Source organism: Streptomyces hyderabadensis (genome assembly GCF_020404845.1).
Lineage (GTDB): Bacteria > Actinomycetota > Actinomycetes > Streptomycetales > Streptomycetaceae > Streptomyces > Streptomyces hyderabadensis.
On sequence record NZ_JAIOJZ010000024.1, the window covers coordinates 32,544 to 52,565 of the forward strand.

The following is a 20,022-nucleotide window of genomic DNA, read 5'->3' on the forward strand; positions in this document are numbered from 1 at the left end:
AGCAGCGGAAAGTCGGCGCGCGACAGCGTCGGGTGGGGTCGGTGAGAACCGGGCGGACGTCCGGGCACGCCTCGGATCAGCGACTTTCACGGGCTACGTCGAGCAGCCGCAAGTCGCTGTCATTTCCCGCAAGGAACTTGCGGTCGAGAGGAGGTGAGGGGCCGGCTAGTCGCCGGACGGCTGCGCGGTGGAGCCGCGGACCACGAGTTCCGGTTCGAAGAGCAGCTCGCCGTGCGGGACTTCGGTGCCCTGGATCTGGGCGCAGAGGAGGTCGACGGCGGCGCGTCCCATGGCTTCGATGGGCTGGCGGACGGTGGTGAGGGGTGGTTCGGTGCAGGTCATGAAGGCGCTGTCGTCGTATCCGACGACGGAGACGTCGTGGGGGACGTGGTGGCCGCGGCGGCGGGCGGCGCGGACGGCGCCGAGGGCGAGGGGGTCGCTGGCGCAGATGATGCCGGTGACGCCGCGGTCGAGCAGGCGGGCGGCGGCGGCCTGGCCGCCCTCCAGGGAGAACATGGCCCGCTCGACGAACTCCTCGGGCAGCTCCGTGCCGGCGGACCGGGCCGCTTCGTGGGCGGCGGCCAGCTTCCGGCGGGAGGGGATGTGGTCGGAGGGGCCGAGGACGAGGCCGATGCGCTCGTGGCCGAGGGAGGCCAGGTGCCGCCAGGACTGCTCGACGGCGACGGCGTCGTCGCAGGCGATGCACGGGAAGTCCAGGTTCTCGATCGACGCGTTGATCAGCACCACGGGGATGTTGCGCTCGGCGAGCAGCCGGTAGTGGTCGTGCGGGGCGTCCGCCTGCGCGAACAGGCCGCCCGCGAACACCACCCCGGAGACCTGCTGCTGCAGGAGCAGCTCGACGTAGTCGGCCTCCGAGACGCCGCCCTTGGTCTGGGTGCACAGCACCGGCGTCAGCCCCTGCTGGGCCAGTGCGCCGCCGATGACCTCGGCGAACGCCGGGAAGATGGGGTTCTGCAGCTCGGGCAGGACCAGCCCGACCAGCCGGGCGCGCTCGCCCCGCAGCTGGGTGGGCCGCTCGTAGCCCAGCACGTCCAGCGCGCTCAGCACGGACTGCCGGGTCGCCTCCGAGACCCCCGGCTTGCCGTTGAGCACCCGGCTGACCGTGGCCTCGCTGACCCCAACCTTCTTCGCCACCTGAGCAAGTCGTCGTGTCACGCCCGAAAGGCTAACGCAAACACCGCAAGCGGTTTGCTTCAATCCCAGATGACCCGGGCGACGACCGGCAGGTGATCGCTGCCGGTGGCGGGCAGGGTCCGGAGGGCGCCGACGGTCCCGCCGCGGGCCATCACCTGGTCGATCCGGGCCAGCGGGAATCCGGCCGGGAAACTGAGGGCGAGGCCCCGCTCGGCCACGTTCAGCGAGTCGGTCAGGGGAGCCAGCGCCCGGTCGTCGACCGTGCCGTTCAGGTCGCCGAGCAGGACCACCCGGCGCAGCTCCTCCCCGGCGAGGGCGTCGCCCAGCAGCCGGGCGCTCTCGTCCCGCCGGGACGAGGCGAGGCCGCTCGGCCCCACCCGGACCGACGGCAGGTGCGCCACGAGGACGGCGACGGCCCCGCGCGGTGTGTGCGCCACGGCCCGCAGTCCGCGCTCCCACTCCTCCTCGATGCCCCGCGGCTTGATGTCGAGGGGACGGGAGCCGGTGAGCGGATACTTCGACCAGAGCCCGACGGTGCCCCGGACCACCCGGTGGGGGTAGTCGGGGGCGAGGGCCTTCGCGTAGCCGTCCAGTGCCGGCGGCACCAGTTCCTCCAGCGCGACCAGGTCGGGCTCGGCACGGGCCAGGGCGCGTGCCGTGCCCTCGGGGTCGGTGTTCTCGTCGCTGACGTTGTGCTGCACCACGACCAGGTCCCCGGGGCCGGGCTCCGGAGCGGGCAGCAGCAGCGCGCCGAAGAGGTGTGTCCAGGCGGCCACGGGCAGGAGCAGGGCCAGCAGCGCGAGCGCCGAGCGGCGCACCAGGGCCAGGACGAGCAGCACCACCACGACCACGCCGAGCCACGGCAGGAAGGACTCCAGCAGACTCCCCAGGCCCCCCACGCCGTTGGGGACCGATCCGTGGAAGGACAGCAGGAGGGCGGTGACCACCGCGACCCCGGCGAGCACCCGTCCCCGCCCTCGTGTCCAGGCGGCCCAGTCGGTCATCGCGCCCCATCTCCTCGTCCTCGAGGGAAATTTGCAGAAATCTCTTGCGGTCGGCCGGAGTTGCCGGTGTGCAGCGGTCTGGTGAAGGGATCCGGAGGGGCGTGTCCAGAGGGTTGACCGTGGTTGAACCCGCCCTTACGGTCACGACCGCAACCTCTTGCAGTCGTCTTGCTGCAATGTGTTGCAAGCGTGTGCCGACTCCCCTGACACCACCCCCGGCACCGCACTCCGGACACCCGCATCCTCACACGGGAGGCTCCATGCACGGGAAAACCAGCACGGCGCGAAGAGTCACGGCCACCGCGCTCGCCCTCACCGCGGGCGTGGCCGGCAGTCTCCTCGCCACCGCGGCACCGGCACAGGCGGCTCCGCCCGGCGGCAAGGACGTCACGGCGGTGATGTTCGAGTGGAAGTTCACCTCCGTCGCCCGGGCGTGCACCGACACGCTCGGCCCCGCCGGTTACGGTTTCGTCCAGGTCTCGCCGCCGCAGGAGCACATCCAGGGCGCGCAGTGGTGGACCTCGTACCAGCCGGTGAGCTACAAGATCGCGGGCCGGCTCGGCGACCGCGCCCAGTTCAAGAGCATGGTCGACACCTGCCACGCGGCCGGTGTGAAGGTCGTCGCCGACTCGGTCGTCAACCACATGTCGGCCGGCAACGGCACGGGCACCGGCGGCTCGTCGTACACCAAGTACGACTATCCCGGCACCTACTCCTCGAACGACCTCGACAACTGCACCGCGCAGATCAGCAACTACGGCGACCGCTTCAACGTCCAGGAGTGCGAACTGGTCGGCCTCGCGGACCTGGACACCGGCGAGGACTACGTACGGGGGAGGATCGCCGGGTATCTCAACGACCTGCTGTCCCTCGGCGTCGACGGCTTCCGCATCGACGCGGCCAAGCACATGGCCGCCGCCGACCTGGCCGACATCAAGTCCCGGCTCAGCGATCCCGACGTGTACTGGAAGCACGAGGCGATCTACGGCGCCGGCGAGGCGGTCTCCCCGGCCGAGTACCTCGGCAGCGGCGACGTGCAGGAGTTCCGGTACGCGCGCGACCTCAAGCGCGTCTTCACCAACGAGAACCTCGCCTACCTGAAGAACTTCGGCGAGGCCTGGGGCTACCTGCCCTCGGACCGGGCCGCCGTCTTCGTCACCAACCACGACACCGAACGCAACGGCGAGACCCTCACCTACCAGGACGGCGCCACCTACACCCTGGCGCACGTCTTCATGCTGGCCTGGCCGTACGGCAGCCCCGACGTCCACTCCGGCTACGAGTTCACCGACCGCGACGCGGGCCCGCCCAACGGCGGGCAGGTCAACGCCTGCTACAGCGACGGCTGGAAGTGCCAGCACGCCTGGCGCGAGATTTCCGCCATGGTCGCGTTCCGCAACACCGCCCGCGGCGAGGCCGTGACCGACTGGTGGGACGACGGCGGCGACCGGATCGCCTTCGGCCGCGGCTCGAAGGCGTACGTCGCCATCAACCACGAGGGCACCCCGCTGACCCGTACGTTCCAGACCTCGCTGCCCGCGGGGGACTACTGCGACGTCCAGTCGGGCAACGGCGTCACGGTCGACGGGGCAGGCCGGTTCACCGCCACGCTGGGCGCCGGTACGGCCGTGGCCCTCCACGTGGGCGCACGCACCTGCGACGGGTCGTGACCACGAGGAACCGTTGCGTGTGAGCAAGCTGACACACGCGGGGAGACCGAGGTGGGCCGTTCGGGGGAAGGTAGTGTGTTCAAGGCTCGAACGGCCCACCGCGTGACCCGCGGTGGCGACCGCGGCGGCAGCCGTCCGCCCGGGCCGCCCGCACGCGACCTCTGAAAGTGGAGCTCATGAACGTGTCGACCGGCGGCAGACGGTTACTGAGCCGGGGCGCCACAGCAGCCCTCGTCTGCGCGATCCTCCTGTCGCCCGGCCCCGGTTACGCGGCGCCGGACGAACCCGGCCCCCAGGACGACAAGTCGATCGAGGACATCCGTGCCGAACTGGACGGCCTCTACCGCGAGGCGGAAGTGGCCACCGAGGCGTACAACGCCGCCAACGAGAAGGCGGCCAAACAGGAGAAGCGGCTGACGGCCCTGCGCAAGGACCTGACCCGTGCCGAGAAGCGGGTGAAGGACCTGCGGGACCTCGCCGGTGCGGCCGCCCGCACCCAGTACCGCGGGGGCGACCTCGCCGCCACCGGCATCCAGTTGCTGCTCGGCGACCACCCCGACCAGGCCCTCGACGAGGCGTCCCAGGCCCGTCAGGCCATGCGCGGCCTGGTCAACGTCTCCGAGACCCAGAAGACCGCCCGCCAGGAGCTGAGCGAGCAGACCGAGGCCGCCACGAAGGAACTGCGGGAGCTGAAGAGCAGCCGAGCGGACAAGGCCGCGGCGAAGCAGAAGATCGAGAAGAAGATCGCCACGGCCGAGCGGATCGAGGCGGGCCTCGAAGCGGAACAGACCCGCAGGCTGGCCGCGTTGGAGCGGCAGCGGGCCCGCGAGGCCGAGGCCAGGTGGACGCAGAGCGGCGGCTCCTCCGGCGGCTCGGCGGGCAAGGGGAAGGGCAGCGGGGGAGCGCCGGGCGGCGGGACGCAGGCGAGCGGAGCGGCCGCGAAGGCCGTCGGCTTCGCGATGGCCCAGATCGGCAAACCCTACGTGTGGGGCGCCGTGGGCCCGTCGTCGTACGACTGCTCCGGCCTCACCTCCGCGGCCTGGGCGGCGGCCGGGCACCCCATTCCCCGCACCTCGCAGGCCCAGTGGGGCGGACTCACCCGCGTCAGCCTGTCCTCGGCCCGCCCCGGAGACCTGATCATCTACTACAACGACGCCACCCACGTGGGCATGTACATCGGAGGCGGACAGATCGTCCACGCCCCGCGGCCCGGCCGCAGCATCACCACCGCGCCGGCCGCCTCCATGCCCGTCCTCGGCGTCGTACGCCCCGGAGCCTGAACGGATGAGCCACTCCCTGACGCCCCGTGACCAGCAGAACCTGCCCGCACGCGGCGCCCCGCCGCTGATCCGCCTCGACGCCTACGTGGCCGAGGACGGGTCGACGGTGGTCAACGGCCACCTGCTGGACATGGGCGGCGTGCGGCCGCCCAACGAGGCCATCCTCGACGCCGTCGCCATGTTCGCCCGCACCCTGGGGGCGCCGGTCGCGGCCACCGTCATCGACCGCACCGCGCAGCAGGTGGCGCGGCTGCGGGTGCACCCCGACGGCTCCAGCCGGACCATCGGCGAGGACGAGGACCTGCCGCCCGGGCGCGAGCGGACCGCCGCCGAGGAGGAGGCGTTCCCGCCGCTGGCCCGCGTCGAGCGGATCATCCAGCACGCGCAGCGCGAGGAGCTGCACGCCGCGTTCGTCCTCGCCAGCGCGCTGCGGGAACACCTCACGCTGCGCCGGGGCGCCGAGGACGAACTGTCCCTGGAGGCGAGGGCGATCGAGGCGTACCTCGCCTATCTGCGCGGCGACTACATGCTCTCCACCGTGCTCGCGCTGACCGTGGCCCGCATCCGCTGCCGCACCGACCTGAACCGGGCCGCCCCCGACGTGGCCCGCGCCACCGCGGCCTGGCAGCGGCTGTGGGACGAGGGCCAGGTGGCCACCCGCGGGCAGGAACTGCTGCACATGTGGGAGCGGCTGTCCTCGGCGGGCCTGCTGCAGGAACCGGCCCACCACGCCATGGCCCAGGCCGTGCGGGGCCGCCTCGCCCAAGCCGGCCGTGCCGTACCGCAGGGGCCCGCGCCCGCGGCGGCGGCCCTGCCCGCGGGTCCCGGCCAGGTCCCGGCACCGGTCGCCCCCGAGGACAAGCCCCTCAAGCCCACCCGGCGCGGTCTGCGGCGCTTCACCCGGCGGGCCGGCCGGTCCCCCGGGCAGTCCTCCTGAGGGCCGGGCGCCACGCGGCGACACCACACCCATCATGACAGCTCAGGGGCCCGTCGCGTAGGACGGACGGCACAGCCCGCCGGGCTTCCCCGGCGCGCCGACGAGGCCGAGAATCCTCGTCATGCCCGAACCCACAGAGGTCGACCAGGACAGCGTCGTACGCGCGCGGAACACCCTCCTCGCCTCCGGACGACGGACACCGCGGGAGGAGGTCGACGCCTACCGGGTGCTTGCCCGGGTCAGCCCCGCGGCGTACCTGCCGCCGCTGGCCCGCGCCCTGCGGCAGCTCAGTCACGACCGGGTCTACGCGGACCGTCCACTGGACCGCCTCGCGCTGCGCCAGGAGGCGGTGGCCGCCGCACGCGCCGTCGATCCCGCCGACGCCAAGTACGCGGACGTCCTCTACGAGGCGCTCGACTCCTGCCAGTGGGCGCTTTACGACATCGGCCGGCGCGCGGAGGGGCTCGCCGTGCGGGCCGAGATGCTCGCCGTCGGGCGGGCGCGGGCCGAGGCGTCCGGCAGCGGGACGGTGCTCGGGCTGTCGGCCTGGGCCACCGGCCTCCTGGAGGAGGGCCGTTACGCCGAGGCCGCGGAGGTGCTCGCGGAGTCGGTGGCCCGGGCACGGCCGCACGGTCCGGCGAGCGGTGCCTTCGCCTGGTCACTGCTGGAGTGGATCGCCGCCCTGGACGCGGCCGGCCGGCCCGGGCAAGCGCTGGCCGTCATGGCGGAACTGGTCGGCATGGAGGCGACGGAGGCCGCGAACGACCGTGGGCCACAGGCCTGTCACCTCTACGCCCTGATCCGGTACGCCCAGATGCTCGACGCCGCGCTGCGGCACGGCGAGGCGGCGGCGGCGCGGCAAGAGGCGCTCGCCCTGCTCGGCGAACTGGCCGCGCACGGGGAGCGGAAGTCGTGGAGCGGATACCAGACCACGTTCTGGTCCGTCCTGTTCTCCATGTCCGCGGCCGAGAGCGAGCGACCGGTGCCGGGACGACCGCGCCCGCCCGTCGGCACCGCGCCCCAGCACTGGTCGCCCGACGTCAGAGAGCGGTACTTCGACAGCCGCGAAGCCCTGCGGGCCGACGTGGACCGGCTCGCGCTCCGCGCGGCGGACGACCCGGACCACCTGGCGGAGCTGGTCCGGCTGCAACGGGTGCTCACCGTACGCTCGGCGGTCCACTGGGAGTTGCGCACGCACCTGTTCGCGGAACGCGTGCGCGGGTTGTTCGACGAGGGCGTCGCGCTGGCCCGGCGGCTGCGCCGCGCGGACCCGGCCGCCGGGAGCGGGGCGCTGGCCGTGGCCCTGACGGACCGGGCCTGCTTCCGCACCGCCGTCAAGGAGTTCGACGCGGCCCTCGACGACTTCCGACAGGTTCCGGAGCTTCTCGCACCGTGCACCGGGCCGGTGTAGCCCTCTTCAAGCGGGCGTTCGGGTACGCCAAGATGCAGACATGACAGAAGGATCTCTTTCCAGGCTTCCGCGAGAGAACATCGAACTGCCGGGCGGCGCCGCCGTGTTGCGACGGCGCTCACTGGTCTCCGACGACGCGTTCATCGACGCGGTCGCCGCCGACGTCGAGCACCTCGGTGAGTGGCTCCGCTGGGCCCAGCATCCGCCCACCCGGGAGGAGACCGAGGGCTTCCGCGCCGAACAGGACGCGGACTGGGACGCGGGCCGGTCGTTCGTCTACGTCCTGACCCCGGCGGACCGTTTCGACAAGGTGCTCGGCGGGGGCGCGATGTTCCCGAACGGCGAGGACGGCGTCCTGGAGATCGGCTACTGGGTCTGTTCCCCGGCCACCGGCCGGGGTCTGGCCACCCGGGCCGCGGCCGCGCTGACCGAGGAGGGCCTCGGTCTGCCCGGTGTCGAGGCCATGGAGATCCACTGCGACCGGGCCAACGTCCGAAGCGCCGAGATCCCGCCCCGGATCGGTTACCGGCTGCTGCGCGTAGAACCGGACGAGCCGCAGACCGCGGCGGAGGCCGGGCAGAGCATGGTCTGGCGCCACGACGGCGCCGGACCACGCCCCCTGCTTCAGGCGCCCTGACTGTTGCTGTCGCCGGTGGTCTCCTTCTTGTCCAGCGGGCGGATCTCGATCTTCTGCGCCATGCCGCGTCCTTCCGTTGCAGCCGGTGTGACCGTGAGGGTGGTGCGTGGTACCTGTCGCGAGGTGCGTGGTGCGTGGTGCGTGGTGCGTGGTGCGAGTTGTGTGGTGCTGGATGTGCTCATGCCAGAATTCGGCAGGGTGCCGCACTTGTCAACGGCCCGAATCCGCTGGGCGGTTGCTCACCGCGCGGCGGAAGGGGAACGCGATGAGCAGCGCGACGGCGACCAGGAGCCCGCTCGCCCAGAGCGGGCCGAGGTCGCCGGTCGTGCCGCCCAGGGTGCTCGCGGCGACCAGTGGCCCGAGGACGGCACCCACGTTGAGGGCGGCGGTCGCGTACGAGCCGGCCATGGTCGGCGCTCCCGCCGCCTCGTGGAGGACCCGCGCGATCAGCGTGCTGCCCAGCGCGAACGACAGCGCGCCCTGCACGAACACCACGGCCAGCAGCGCGACCGGCCGGTCGGCCAGCACCGCCAGCGCGGGCCAGCCGACCAGCAGCAGCGGACCCCCGACCGCGAGGACGGCGGCGGGGCGCCGGTCGGACAGCCGGCCGGCGACGGTGACGCCCAGGAACGAACCGGCGCCGAAGAGCACCAGGGCGACGGATACCCACAGTTCGCCCAGCCCGGCGGTGTCGGTCACGACGGGGGCGAGGAAGGTGAAGCCGGCGAAGGTCGCCGCGTTCACCAGGGCGCCGAGCAGCATGACCAGGAGCAACCGGGGCGACCTGAGCTGTGCCAGTTCGACGGAGAGTGAGGGCCCCTCGGCCGCCGCCGCCCGCACCCGGCCCGCCGGGATTCCCGCCATCACTCCGAGGGCCGCGGGCAGGCAGAGCAGGGCGACGGCCCAGAACGTGGCCCGCCAGCCGAGCAGGGTGCCCATGAGCGCCCCACCGGGGACGCCGGCGACCGTGGCCACGGTGGTGCCGGACAGCAGCACGGCCAGCGCACGCCCCTTCCGGTCGGCCGGGACCAGTGCCGCGGCGGCCGTCAGGGCGACCGCCAGGAAACCGGCGTTCGCTAGCGCGGCCACGACCCGGGTGGCCACCAGGACCGGGAAGCTCGTGGTGAGGGCTCCCACGGCGTGAGCCGCCGCGAAGGCGAGGACGAACGCGAGGAGGCTGGAGCGCCTGGGCCAGGCGCGGGCGAGCGCGGCCACCAGGGGAGCGCCGACCACCATGCCGGTCGCGAAGGCCGACGTGAGCGCGCCCGCGGTCCCGACGGTGACACCGAGGTCCGAGGCGATGTCCGGCAGGAGTCCGGCGAGCATGAACTCCGAGGTGCCCATGGCGCAGACCGCCACGGCAAGCAGATACAAGGGGAGAGGCATCGAGTGGCTCCGGGGTGAGGAGAAGCACGAGAGAGGTCATCTCGTCACCACGGCCGGCCCTCCGGCACGCACCCGTGCGCCCGCGGAACGCGGTACGGCGCGGGGCTGGGAACTCAGGGATCCAGGGGGCTGACGGGGTGACCGAAAGCCCCCACCCTGTCCGACTCGGGACTCGACATGCGCCGCACAGTACCCGACCGCACCCCGCCTGGACATCTCGATTCCGCGGCGCCCCGGTCCCAGCAGCTGTCGTAGCCGGGCTTCCCCTTCGGCCGGTACACGCCACGAGGCCGGGCCGCACGCCGTGCGCGCGCCGCTGCCGAGGCGGCGCGCGCATGGCGGGACGACACCTCAAAATCCGCCACGCATGGCGGTGACCTGCGCAAGCAGAGCCGTCTGACACTGAAGTGGGTGCCGCGGTACGGCGGCATGCAACGAAGACGTCCTCGGCCGCCGGACGTCACACGCGGTTGGCGCCCGCAGCGACGGCGACCGGTGGTCCCGGCCGCCTCTGAGAAGGAGTTGGAGCATGAAGGCCGCACGGTTCTACGGCAAGGAAGACCTTCGCATCGAGGAGGTGCCGGAACCCAGTCCCGGACCCGGGCAGGTGAAGCTCCGCAACGCCTTCGCCGGCATCTGCGGTTCCGATCTCCACTTCTACTTCTATCCGGAGTCGCTGCCGTTCGACCTGGACCAGCCGCATCCTCTTACCGGTGCCACGCTGCCGCAGATTCTCGGCCACGAGTTCTCCGGCACCGTCGTCGAGGTGGGCGAGGGCGTGACGGACGTGAACGTCGGCGACCTCGGTGCCGTCTATCCTCTGGCGGTCTCCTGCGGCGAGTGCGGGGCCTGCCGGAAGGGGTTGCCCTTCTCCTGCCGGCTGATGGGCTCGCTCGGGTCGAACGTCGAGGGTGGTGGCCTGTCGGAGTTCACCCTCGTCGACGCGTCGAAGCTGCACGTACTGCCGGACGGTGTGGACCTGCGCATGGGGGCGCTCGTCGAACCGATGGCGGTGGGCTGGCACGCCGTGTCACGCAGCGGCGTGCAGGCCGGCGGCACCGCGCTCGTCGCCGGGGCCGGACCGGTCGGGATCGGCACCTGGTTCGCGCTCAAGGCCCGCGGTGTGGACAAGGTGCTGGTGTCCGAGCCGAGCGCGGACCGTCGCGCCCTCATGGCCGCACTGGGCGCCCGGGTCGTCGATCCCGTGAACGAGGACCTCGCGGCCGCCGTCGCCGCGCTCACCGGCGGCGACGGAGTGGACATCGCGGTGGACGCCGCGGGAGCGGGCCCGGCGATCACCTCCGCGCTGGCGGGTCTGGTCCCCGGTGGCCGTCTGGTGATCGCCGCGCTGCACGAGCATCCGACGGACTTCCAGCCGACGCAGCTCATGATGGGCGAGACGGAGATCGTCGGAGCGGTCGGATACCGGCCCGAGGAGTTCGACGCGGTCATCGCGGCCATGGCCGACGGTGTGTACGGCACCACCGGCTGGGTGCAGGAGCTGCCGCTGGAGGGCATCATCGACGCCCTCCACTCGCTGCGCGGCGGCGTCGGCGGGAAGGTCCTGCTGAAGGTCGGCTGACCTTTCTCGAAACGGTCCGGTCCGGACGGCCCGCGGCCCGCGGGGGCGTCCGGACCGGACCGCGGATGGTGGCGGGCGGGTGCGCGAACGGCGGGGGATACCGTCCCGGACCGCAGCGTTCGGCGGTTCCTCGGGCGGAGCCCCGCACAGGACGATGGGCTCGCGCCGAGTTCAGGCGACAGAGCAAGCAGTACAGATCATGGAGGCCTGATGTCCGCAACCCTTCCGCGACCGCCGTTCGACCCGGAGCTCGAGGCCGTCCTCGCGGCCCTCGCCGACCAGATCCCGCCGACCCTGACCGCGGAGATGATCGCGGACATGCGGCGGTCGTCGCCGGCCGAGGTCACCGACGAGGTGCTGGAGGCCGACGGCCTGACCCGGCGCGACGTCGCGGTCCCGGGGTACGAGGGTGACGAGATCACCGTCTCGGTGATCGCCCGCGAGGACCACCGGGGACTCGGCCCGGGCGTCTACCACACGCACGGCGGCGGCATGGTCGCCGGCAACCGGTTCTCCGGTCTGAGCCAGGTCCTTGCGTGGGTCGTCGAGCACGATGCCGTACTGGTCACGGTCGACTACCGGCTGGCGCCCGAGCATCCCGACCCCTACCCGGTCGAGGACTGTTACGCCGGGCTGCTGTGGACCGCCGAGCACGCCCGGGAACTGGGGATGGACCCGGACAGGCTGATCATCGCCGGACAGAGCGCCGGGGGCGGAATCGCCGCGGGCGTCACGCTGCTGGCACGCGACCGGCGGGGACCGCGCCTCGCGGGCCAGGTGCTCATCTACCCGATGCTCGACGACAGGGACCGGACGGTCTCCACGGCCCAGTTCGACGCCGTCGGTGTGTGGGACCGCGGGAGCAACCGCATGGGCTGGACCGCGCTCCTCGGCGAGCGACGCGGAACCGACGACGTGTCGATCTACGCCGCCCCCGCCCGGGCCACCGATCTCACGGGACTGCCGCCCGCGTTCATCGACTGCGGCTCGGCCGAGGTCTTCCGGGACGAGGACGTCGCCTACGCGACGGCCCTGTGGCACGCGGGCGTACAGGCCGAACTCCACGTCTGGCCCGGTGGATTCCACGGGTTCGACCTGACCGCACCCCACACCGCTCTCGCGCACGCCATGACGGGCGCGCGAAACGCCTGGGTCGCCCGCGCCCTCGGGTCCTGAGGCGACGTCCCCGGTCCTCGGTAAGCTGAGGGAAAGGCGCGAAGGAGCGCAGGTGCACCAGTTGGTCGGACGGCTGAACTCCCTCGACCCGCAGGCGGGCGAAACGCTGCGGATCGTGTCGTACTTCGACGTCCTCATCACGCGGGGTGCCGGACTCGACGGGCTCCTGCGCGGTGCCGCGGTCCTCTCCGGCACCGTCGCCGGCGCACAGATCCGGGGGCGCGTGACCCGCCGCGACCCGGACGGACACCCGGTCACCGACGACCTCGGCCGTCGGCGGCAGGGCTCCCGCAGGTCCCACGCCGACTGGGCGGTGTGGCTCGAGCGGGACGGGGAGCCGGAGCCCGACGACGAGATGATCGTGGAGCGGCTCGCGCTGGGGGTGGAGCTCCTCGACGCGCGCCGCAGTCCCGAACGCGGTCTCGACGCCATCGTCGATCAGGCCCGCTCCGTCGCCGAACGCACCGCGCTCCTGGCCAGGCGGCGGATCGACCCGGCGACCCCGGTGCGCGTCCTGGCCACCGCGGCGGACGCCGCCGAGATCGGCGAGGCTCCCTCCGCGATCGTGCCGACCCGGTACGGACTCCTGAGAGCCACCCTCGACCTCTCGGGCACCATCCGGCGCCCGCCGGAACCGGTCGGGTTCGGAATCCGGGTAAGAGCCGACCGGGCCCCCGAATCCTAGGAGGCGGCGATCGTCGCGCTCCGGCTGACGGATGCTTCCACGCCGGCCGTCGACGCCGCGGACCTGGGCGCGATGCTCCTGCTCGCCCAGACCTACGACCCGGAGCACCCGCACGAGGACGTGCGCACCCTCGCCCGCCTCGACCGGCGCTCCGCGGACGTGCTCCGCACGCTGGTGGAGGCCGACAGCGTCCGCTCCGCGGCGGCCGAGCTGGGCATGCACCACTCGACCGTGCAGGCCCGTCATGAAGCACTGACCCACACCCTCGGCTACGACCCGCGCAGCAACGTCGGCAGGATGCGCTACATCGCCGCCGCCCTGCTGCTGCGCCTCACCGACCCCGTCACCGCGGCGGCACGCCCGGGAGCCGGCCCGCAGCGATGACACCGTTGCTCCTCAGAGCCACTGAAAAAAGTTCTCACGCGGAGTGGCCGGATCATGGTGCGGCCGACGCTCGGCCCAGGGTCGTTGCCCCGGGGTGTACCCCTGCGGTCCTTCCGGCCGCCGGGCGCCCCTGGTGTTCTAGAACTTTCGGCGTAGACGCCCGTCTCATCGTCATGGGAGTGACATGCGTGCGCAGAAGCAGTCCGAGCGGGCCACGAAGGCCGCCCCAGGGCAGGGGCCGATTCCGAGGGTGAACCACCTGTCCCCGCGGAACCGGAGCCCCCAGGGAGTGCTCGCCATGCAACGGACGGCGGGCAACGACGCCGTCGCCCGGACCCTCACGCCGGTGCAGCGCGTGACGACGGCGACCGAGCCGGCCGAGGAGGTGAAGCACATCCACGACTTCGTACGGGAGATGCTCGGCGCGGCCGACAAGCTCATCGGCGAGGCCAAGGGCTTGGCCTGGCGCTTCAAGTCGGCTCCGGCCCGGCAGGCGCACCTCGACAAGCTCGGCCAGATGCTCGACAACGCCGAACACATGGTGTACCGGCAGTTCCGCGACGATCCCGGGGGCAGGGAGGACAACGCGAAGAACACCGGCCTGAAGGAACTCCTCGACGCCGTCCAGCGGCGGCACCTCACCTACGTCGAGATTCTGCGGAACAACAGCGGCCTGCGGCCCGTCGGGATGGACATCGACGCCGACGACACCGAGGCCCAGGGCGAGCTCTCCCAGACCTGGTCCCGGGTGGTTCGCGGGCAGGGCATCGAGACGTCGAACAAGCCCAACCCGGTGGGCGACGACAAGGATCCCGCCGCGCTGCCCGGGTACGACACCCAGATACTCTCCGCGCACGCCCGGCTGCTCTCCCGGCAGCGCGGCCGCGCCCTGGTGAGCGATCTGGCCTCGCCGTCGAACGCCCACTCGCCCATGGTGAAGGTCGTTCCCTTCCACCCCGAGGTCGTCGACGCCATGGGGAAGACCGATCTCGCGGCACAGGCGGACTCCAACTCGGTGCCCGACGGGCGCGCCGTCTCCGCCTCCCAGCCGAGCGCCGGTTCCAGCACCACCGTGTCCGCGCCGCACGACTTCAAGGACAGCGAGGGCGCCAAGCCGGGTGAGGCCGTCTCCCCCTTCTTCCTGCTCTACGGCCACGAGCTGATCCACGCCCAGCACAACAAGCACGGCATCAATGTCGCCGCCTTCGACGACGAGGAGACCGCGACCGTCTCCGGCACGGAGTCGTCGAAGCTGCTGCACATGGGCAAGGGGCTGCGCGTCACGACGGAGGACCAGTTGCGGGACGAGCACTACATGCCCCGTCGCGGCGGCTACACGTAGCCGCGGTCCGCGACGTGCGGTCCCGGTCGGGTCCGGCCCCGCGGCTCCCCCTCGGAGCCGGACCCGTGTCCTGCCGTCAGCGCCGCAGTGTCAGCAGACCCGGGCGATAGGGCAGAAGGCCGTAGTCGCCGCCGGAGCGTGGGTCGCGTCCCTGGTAGAGCAACTGCAGATTGCAGGGATCGACGGTCATGGTCTGATCGGGGCTGGTGCGGATCAGCTCGCCGTGGCTGATGTCGTCGGTCCAGGTGGCGCCGCTGTTGGCCTTGCCGGCGAAGGGATTGCCCTCGGTCGCGGCCTGGGGCGTCCACGAGCCGTTCAGACTGGTGGCCGTGAACGAGCGGAAGTACCGGCCCTGCGAGCCGATCGCCTCGACGATCATGAGGTAGCGGTTCTGGCCCTGCAGCTTGTAGACCTGCGGGGCTTCGAACAGGTTGTTCGTCGTATCGCTCATGATCACTGTCGAGGTGGAGCCGAAGCTGCCCGGGAAGTTCCCGATCGGCATGCTCGCCCGGTAGATCTTGCCGTTGTCGCCGGCGAAGAACAGGTACATGTTCGTGCCGTCACCGATGAGTGTCTGGTCGATGGGTCCGGTTCCGGAGCCGGAGATGCTTCCGGAGAAGAGCGCCTGCTCGGACGACCAGCCGTTCGGGTCGGTGGGGTCGCTCGACGTCCGGTAGGAGAAGGCGGTCCCGCCCCACTGGTAGGCGAGCACCCAGATGTTCTTCGGCGCGAAGTAGAAGAGGGTGGGTGCGACGGTCGAGTTGGACATCGTGTTCTGGCCGGCCGAGGCCATCTCCGACCAGTCGGTGAACGGGCCGAAGTTCATCGACCCCCACCTCGTCCCGGTGTCGTGCGTGGTCGCGTAGACGAGTTGTCTGCCGTTGTAGGGGGCGACGGTGAAGTCCTTGAGCGAGACCCAACCCTGCTTGGGCTGTGCCAGCGCACCCGTCGACGACCAGTTGTAGCTCGAGGGAAGATCGCACGAGCCGGGGGTGTCGGCCCCGGCCTTGACGAGCCGCCACTGCTGGTTGGCGCCGCCCCAGTCGTCGTACTGGACGATGTTCGCGTTGTCGGCGGTGGAGCCGCCCTGCACTTCGAGGGCCTTGTTGCTGTGGCGCGAGACGATCCTCACGTAGCCGTCCGAGCTGTCGGCCAGCCGCCACTGCTGGTTGGTGCCGTTCAGGTCGGACCACTGGACGATCGAACCGCCGTTCGCGGTGGACCAGTTGTAGACGTCCAGCACCTTGCCCGAGTGACGGGACTTGATGCGGTAGTAGCCGTCCCCGGAGTCGACGAACTGCCACTGCTGCTGGTTCTGGTCGTTCCTGGTCCACTGGGTGATGCGGGCGCCGTCGCCGGTCGCCATGTTGTACACGTCCAGGGCTTTGCCGCTGTTGCGGTTGACCAGCACGTACGAGGCGTTGGGGTCCACGGTCGCGGCCTCGGCGGGCTGGGCACCGAGGAAGGCGGCCACCAGCAGCAAGGGCGCAAGGACGCCGAGCAGGCGTCTTGGACGGACCGGGGACAGGTGACGAAACCGCATCAAAGGGCTCCTTGGGGGCGGGGGTCAGGTGCCGCCGATGCATCGCGGGGGCGACGGCCGCGCCGGGGTCGGGGAAACGAGGTCGAAAGTTTCGATGAGATCCCGGCTCTGTGACGCCACAAGCTAGGAAGGCCGGGCAGCGCGGTCAAGGTCTGTCACTGATCTGTCCATAAACATCCGCCTCGGCGGGCGCGGCGCACTCGCATTCTGGCCGTGGAACCGCAGGTGGCGCGCGGTAGGACTCCCTGCCCCTACGGCTCACTCCTCCTGGAGGAGCGATCGAAAGTTTCGCATTCCAATCCGAAATTGCTGCTGCCGCGAGGGTTGACGAGCCACCGTCAACCCCTCAATCATCGTGTCTGCTACCCCGACCGTTGGACGAGATTTCGAACCCTGCTGGTCCCGGGCCTGTCTCGTCCGGGTGAGGCTTGCACCGACGCACACGGCTCTTCGCGCAGCGGGAGAGGCGGGCGGGGCCGCGTGACGGCCTCCCGGCCGAGCCGCGACGGAGTGCCCCCGTGCCTGCGCCGGAAGACAGCGGTGTCCGGTGATCCCGTCATTCCTGCCTTGGAGGCACAGCCATGGGCTCCTATGCCCTGCACAGACCCGTTGCCCGGCGCAAGATCCGCGCTCTGTTGCCGGCGCTGGTCGCCGGCGTCCTCGGTGTGCTCGCCGCGCTGGTCGCGCCGCCGTCCGCGCAGGCCGCCGAGAGCACGCTCGGCGCCGCGGCTGCGCAGAGCGGCCGCTACTTCGGCACCGCCATCGCAGCGAACAGGCTGAGCGACTCGACGTACGCGACGATCGCGGCACGTGAGTTCGACTCGGTGACGGCCGAGAACGAGATGAAGATCGACGCCACCGAACCGCAGCGCGGCCAGTTCAACTTCACGGCCGCCGACCGCGTCTACAACTGGGCGGTGCAGAACGGCAAGGAGGTGCGCGGCCACACCCTGGCCTGGCACTCCCAGCAGCCCGGCTGGATGCAGAGCCTCAGCGGCAGCGCGCTGCGTCAGGCCATGATCGACCACATCAACGGCGTGATGGCCCACTACAAGGGCAAGATCGCCCAGTGGGACGTCGTGAACGAGGCGTTCGCCGACGGCAGTTCGGGCGCCCGGCGCGATTCCAACCTGCAACGCACCGGCAACGACTGGATCGAGGTCGCCTTCCGCACCGCGCGCGCCGCCGACCCGAACGCCAAGCTCTGCTACAACGACTACAACGTCGAGAACTGGAACTGGGCCAAGACCCAGGCCATGTACAACATGGTGCGGGACTTCAAGTCGCGCGGCGTGCCGATCGACTGCGTCGGCTTCCAGTCGCACTTCAACAGCGGCAGCCCCTACGACAGCAACTTCCGCACCACGCTCCAGAACTTCGCCGCCCTCGGCGTCGACGTGGCCGTCACCGAACTCGACATCCAGGGCGCCCCGGCCGCGACGTACGCCAACGTGGTCAACGACTGCCTGGCCGTCGAACGCTGCCTCGGCATCACCGTCTGGGGTGTGCGCGACAGCGACTCGTGGCGATCGGAGCAGACGCCGCTGCTGTTCAACAACGACGGCAGCAAGAAGCCCGCCTACACCGCCGTCCTCAACGCGCTCAACGGCGGCGACTCCACCACGCCCCCCGCGGAGGGCGGACAGATCAAGGGCGTCGGTTCGGGCCGCTGCCTGGACGTGCCCAGCGCGAGCACCACCGACGGCACCCAGCTCCAGCTGTGGGACTGCCACGGCGGCACCAACCAGCAGTGGACGTACACCGACGCCGGCGAACTCAGGGTCTACGGCGACAAGTGCCTGGACGCCGCCGGCACCGGCAACGGCGCCAAGGTCCAGATCTACGCCTGCTGGGGCGGCGACAACCAGAAGTGGCGCCTGAACTCCGACGGATCCGTCGTCGGCGTCCAGTCCGGCCTCTGCCTCGACGCCGTCGGAGGCGGCACCGCCAACGGCACCCTGATCCAGCTCTACTCCTGCTCGAACGGCACCAACCAGCGCTGGGCCCGCGCCTGACCGGCCGGCACAAGGACGCCCCCGGGGGTCGCGTGGGTCGCCCCGCCACGACGGCGGCGGCCCACGCAGCCGGCATGCTCGTCCGAGCGCGGAGTGCCTGGCCGGTGCCGTTCACCAATCTGTGGCGCCCGTGAGACCGGACCCGTCGGTGTAAGCTCGAGGACGCCCTTGACCTGCACCAAGCAGGCAGGGAGCCGTCTTTCGGGAGCCGACATGCTGCGCACCATGTTCAAGTCCAAGATCCACCGTGCCACCGTCACCCAGGCCGACCTGCACTACGTCGGCTCGGTGACCATCGACGCCGATCTGCTGGACGCCGCCGATCTGTTGCCCGGTGAGCTGGTGCACATCGTGGACATCACCAACGGGGCCCGGCTGGAGACCTACGTCATCGAGGGCGAGCGGGGATCCGGCGTGATCGGGATCAACGGGGCCGCGGCCCACCTCGTCCACCCCGGTGACCTCGTGATCCTCATCAGCTACGCCCAGGTCACCGACGCCGAGGCGCGCTCCCTGCGGCCCCGGGTCGTGCACGTGGACGGCGACAACCGTATCGTCGCCCTGGGCGCCGACGCGTCCGAGCCGGTGCCCGGCTCCGATCAGGAGCGCAGCCCCCAGGCCGTCTCGGCCTGACCTACCGGTGTACTGACCTGCTGACCCCGCGGGGACGAGGAGTGTGGCCGTGAGTGACATCGAGATCCGTGACGACCGGGCGGCCGGACGGCTGGAGGCGGTCGCGGCCGGAGAGGTCGTCGGGCGTATCGAGTACTTCGTCCTCGACGCTCCCGGGCGGGCCGTCGTCCCGGTCCACACCATCGTCGAGCCGGCCCACGAGGGCCGGGGCATCGCCGGTTCCCTGGCGCGTGAGCTGTACGGGCTCGCGCGCCGGGAGGGCGTCGCGGTCGCCCCGCTGTGCCCCTACGTCGTGAAGTGGGCCGAGCGCCACCCGGACGAGGCGCCCGCCGCCGATCCGGAGCTGCTGCGCGCCGCGAAGGAGTGGCTCGTGGCGCATCCCGGGCTGTTCTGAGCGGGTACCGGGAGAACAAGCAAGAGGGAAGGGCGGAGACACGCGTGCTTGCGCTCCTGCACACCTCGCCCGTTCACGTGCCGGTCTTCGACGCGCTGCGTGACGCCGGGCATCCCGGTCTGGAGCTGCGGCACCACGTCGACGCCTCCCTGCTGGAGCGGGCGCGGCGGGACGGGCCCGGGGCGGTGGCCGACTCCGTCGCGGCCGTGCTGGGCCGGGCGGTGGCGGAAGGGGCGTGCGCCGTGCTGTGCACCTGCTCGACCATCGGCGGTGTCGCCGAGGCGGCCGCCGCCGGGGTCGGGGTGCCGGTGCTCCGGGTGGACCGGCCCATGGCCGCCGCCGCGGTGGCCGTCGGCCCGCGGGTCCTCGTCCTCGCCGCGCTGGAGAGCACGCTCGCGCCGACGGTGGCCCTGATCGAGGAGGAGGCCCGGCGCGCGGACCGCCCCGTGGCGGTGCGGACCCGGCTGGTGGAGGGTGCCTGGCCGCTGTTCGAGGCCGGTGACGGCGCGGGCTACCTGCGCCGGGTCGCCGAGGCGGCCGACTCCGTGACCGGCGCGGACGTGATCGTCCTGGCCCAGGCGTCCATGGCGCCCGCCGCGGAGTCGGCGAACGCCCGGGTCCCCGTGCTGGCCAGCCCCGCGCCGGGACTGGCGGCCGGGGCGGCTGCGGCACGCCAGGGCCGGCTGAGCCACTCGGGCCCGGCGGTTCATACGGCTGAGTGAGTGGGGCGGCGGCCCTCGGGTAGGCGGGGGACAAGTCCAGAGCCGACGTCGACCGACTGGCCGGAG

Annotated in this window: 18 protein-coding genes and 1 pseudogene; 14 read left to right on the forward strand and 5 right to left on the reverse strand. The window is 71.9% G+C overall.

The features are described 5' to 3' along the window. Positions 1-165: 165 nt before the first annotated feature. Positions 166-1,176 (reverse strand): LacI family DNA-binding transcriptional regulator, encoded by a 1,011-nt coding sequence (locus K7854_RS19775; RefSeq protein WP_226027869.1) that lies wholly within the window; start codon positions 1,174-1,176, stop codon positions 166-168. Positions 1,177-1,214: 38 nt separating this feature from the next. Then, on the reverse strand, positions 1,215-2,159 hold the full coding sequence (locus tag K7854_RS19780) for an endonuclease/exonuclease/phosphatase family protein (RefSeq protein WP_226027870.1): 945 nt from the start codon (positions 2,157-2,159) through the stop codon (positions 1,215-1,217). 260 nt (positions 2,160-2,419) lie between these two features. Between K7854_RS19780 and K7854_RS19785 the strand changes: the two are divergent. From K7854_RS19785 to K7854_RS19805, 5 genes and pseudogenes are all read left to right on the forward strand, one after another. Continuing rightward, a pseudogene (locus K7854_RS19785) lies at positions 2,420-3,823 on the forward strand (alpha-amylase); the annotation flags it as partial. A gap of 182 nt (positions 3,824-4,005) precedes the next feature. Next, positions 4,006-5,109, forward strand: a complete 1,104-nt coding sequence (locus K7854_RS19790) for a C40 family peptidase (protein ID WP_226027871.1) — start codon at positions 4,006-4,008, stop codon at positions 5,107-5,109. 4 nt (positions 5,110-5,113) lie between these two features. Next, positions 5,114-6,046, forward strand: coding sequence for a hypothetical protein (locus K7854_RS19795; RefSeq protein WP_226027872.1), 933 nt, complete (start codon positions 5,114-5,116; stop codon positions 6,044-6,046). A 121-nt stretch (positions 6,047-6,167) separates the two neighbouring features. Beyond that, the gene (locus K7854_RS19800) at positions 6,168-7,457 is read left to right on the forward strand and encodes a hypothetical protein (protein WP_226027873.1); all 1,290 of its coding nucleotides are present in this window, start codon (positions 6,168-6,170) and stop codon (positions 7,455-7,457) included. Positions 7,458-7,497: 40 nt separating this feature from the next. After that, complete coding sequence (locus K7854_RS19805) at positions 7,498-8,094, forward strand: GNAT family N-acetyltransferase (RefSeq protein ID WP_226027874.1); 597 nt, start codon at positions 7,498-7,500, stop codon at positions 8,092-8,094. On the opposite strand, the gene K7854_RS19810 is transcribed toward K7854_RS19805, so the two are convergent. Both K7854_RS19810 and K7854_RS19815 read right to left on the reverse strand, forming a co-directional pair. Continuing rightward, complete coding sequence (locus K7854_RS19810) at positions 8,082-8,276, reverse strand: hypothetical protein (protein ID WP_226027875.1); 195 nt, start codon at positions 8,274-8,276, stop codon at positions 8,082-8,084. The genes K7854_RS19805 and K7854_RS19810 overlap by 13 nt on opposite strands. A gap of 28 nt (positions 8,277-8,304) precedes the next feature. Then, a complete protein-coding gene (locus K7854_RS19815; protein ID WP_226027876.1) occupies positions 8,305-9,480 on the reverse strand; it encodes a Cmx/CmrA family chloramphenicol efflux MFS transporter in 1,176 nt (391 codons plus the stop codon). A 529-nt stretch (positions 9,481-10,009) separates the two neighbouring features. On the opposite strand from K7854_RS19815, the gene K7854_RS19820 reads away from it, so the two are divergent. The 5 genes from K7854_RS19820 (at position 10,010) to K7854_RS19840 (ending at position 14,649) form a co-directional block, all read left to right on the forward strand. After that, positions 10,010-11,062 (forward strand): 2,3-butanediol dehydrogenase, encoded by a 1,053-nt coding sequence (locus tag K7854_RS19820; protein WP_226027877.1) that lies wholly within the window; start codon positions 10,010-10,012, stop codon positions 11,060-11,062. Between the two features lie 210 nt (positions 11,063-11,272). Next, a complete protein-coding gene (locus K7854_RS19825) occupies positions 11,273-12,238 on the forward strand; it encodes an alpha/beta hydrolase (protein ID WP_226027878.1) in 966 nt (321 codons plus the stop codon). A 52-nt stretch (positions 12,239-12,290) separates the two neighbouring features. Next, positions 12,291-12,923 carry a hypothetical protein gene (locus K7854_RS19830; protein ID WP_226027879.1) on the forward strand — a complete coding sequence of 211 codons (633 nt, stop codon included), beginning with the start codon at positions 12,291-12,293 and terminating at the stop codon, positions 12,921-12,923. Between the two features lie 72 nt (positions 12,924-12,995). Next, positions 12,996-13,307 carry a helix-turn-helix domain-containing protein gene (locus K7854_RS19835; RefSeq protein WP_226027880.1) on the forward strand — a complete coding sequence of 104 codons (312 nt, stop codon included), beginning with the start codon at positions 12,996-12,998 and terminating at the stop codon, positions 13,305-13,307. Between the two features lie 298 nt (positions 13,308-13,605). Further along, complete coding sequence (locus tag K7854_RS19840; RefSeq protein WP_226027881.1) at positions 13,606-14,649, forward strand: hypothetical protein; 1,044 nt, start codon at positions 13,606-13,608, stop codon at positions 14,647-14,649. A gap of 76 nt (positions 14,650-14,725) precedes the next feature. Here K7854_RS19840 and K7854_RS19845 read toward each other — a convergent pair whose 3' ends face one another. Further along, the gene (locus tag K7854_RS19845; RefSeq protein WP_226027882.1) at positions 14,726-16,192 is read right to left on the reverse strand and encodes a non-reducing end alpha-L-arabinofuranosidase family hydrolase; all 1,467 of its coding nucleotides are present in this window, start codon (positions 16,190-16,192) and stop codon (positions 14,726-14,728) included. Positions 16,193-16,773: 581 nt separating this feature from the next. Here K7854_RS19845 and K7854_RS19850 point away from each other — a divergent pair. From K7854_RS19850 to K7854_RS19865, 4 genes are all read left to right on the forward strand, one after another. Then, positions 16,774-18,207, forward strand: a complete 1,434-nt coding sequence (locus K7854_RS19850) for an endo-1,4-beta-xylanase (protein ID WP_226027883.1) — start codon at positions 16,774-16,776, stop codon at positions 18,205-18,207. Between the two features lie 213 nt (positions 18,208-18,420). Continuing rightward, positions 18,421-18,840, forward strand: a complete 420-nt coding sequence (gene panD, locus K7854_RS19855; protein WP_030186950.1) for an aspartate 1-decarboxylase — start codon at positions 18,421-18,423, stop codon at positions 18,838-18,840. A 49-nt stretch (positions 18,841-18,889) separates the two neighbouring features. Beyond that, positions 18,890-19,234: a GNAT family N-acetyltransferase gene (locus tag K7854_RS19860; protein WP_226027884.1), complete on the forward strand. Its 345-nt coding sequence runs from the start codon at positions 18,890-18,892 to the stop codon at positions 19,232-19,234. A 44-nt stretch (positions 19,235-19,278) separates the two neighbouring features. Continuing rightward, positions 19,279-19,956 carry an aspartate/glutamate racemase family protein gene (locus tag K7854_RS19865; RefSeq protein WP_226027885.1) on the forward strand — a complete coding sequence of 226 codons (678 nt, stop codon included), beginning with the start codon at positions 19,279-19,281 and terminating at the stop codon, positions 19,954-19,956. Positions 19,957-20,022 lie beyond the last annotated feature (66 nt).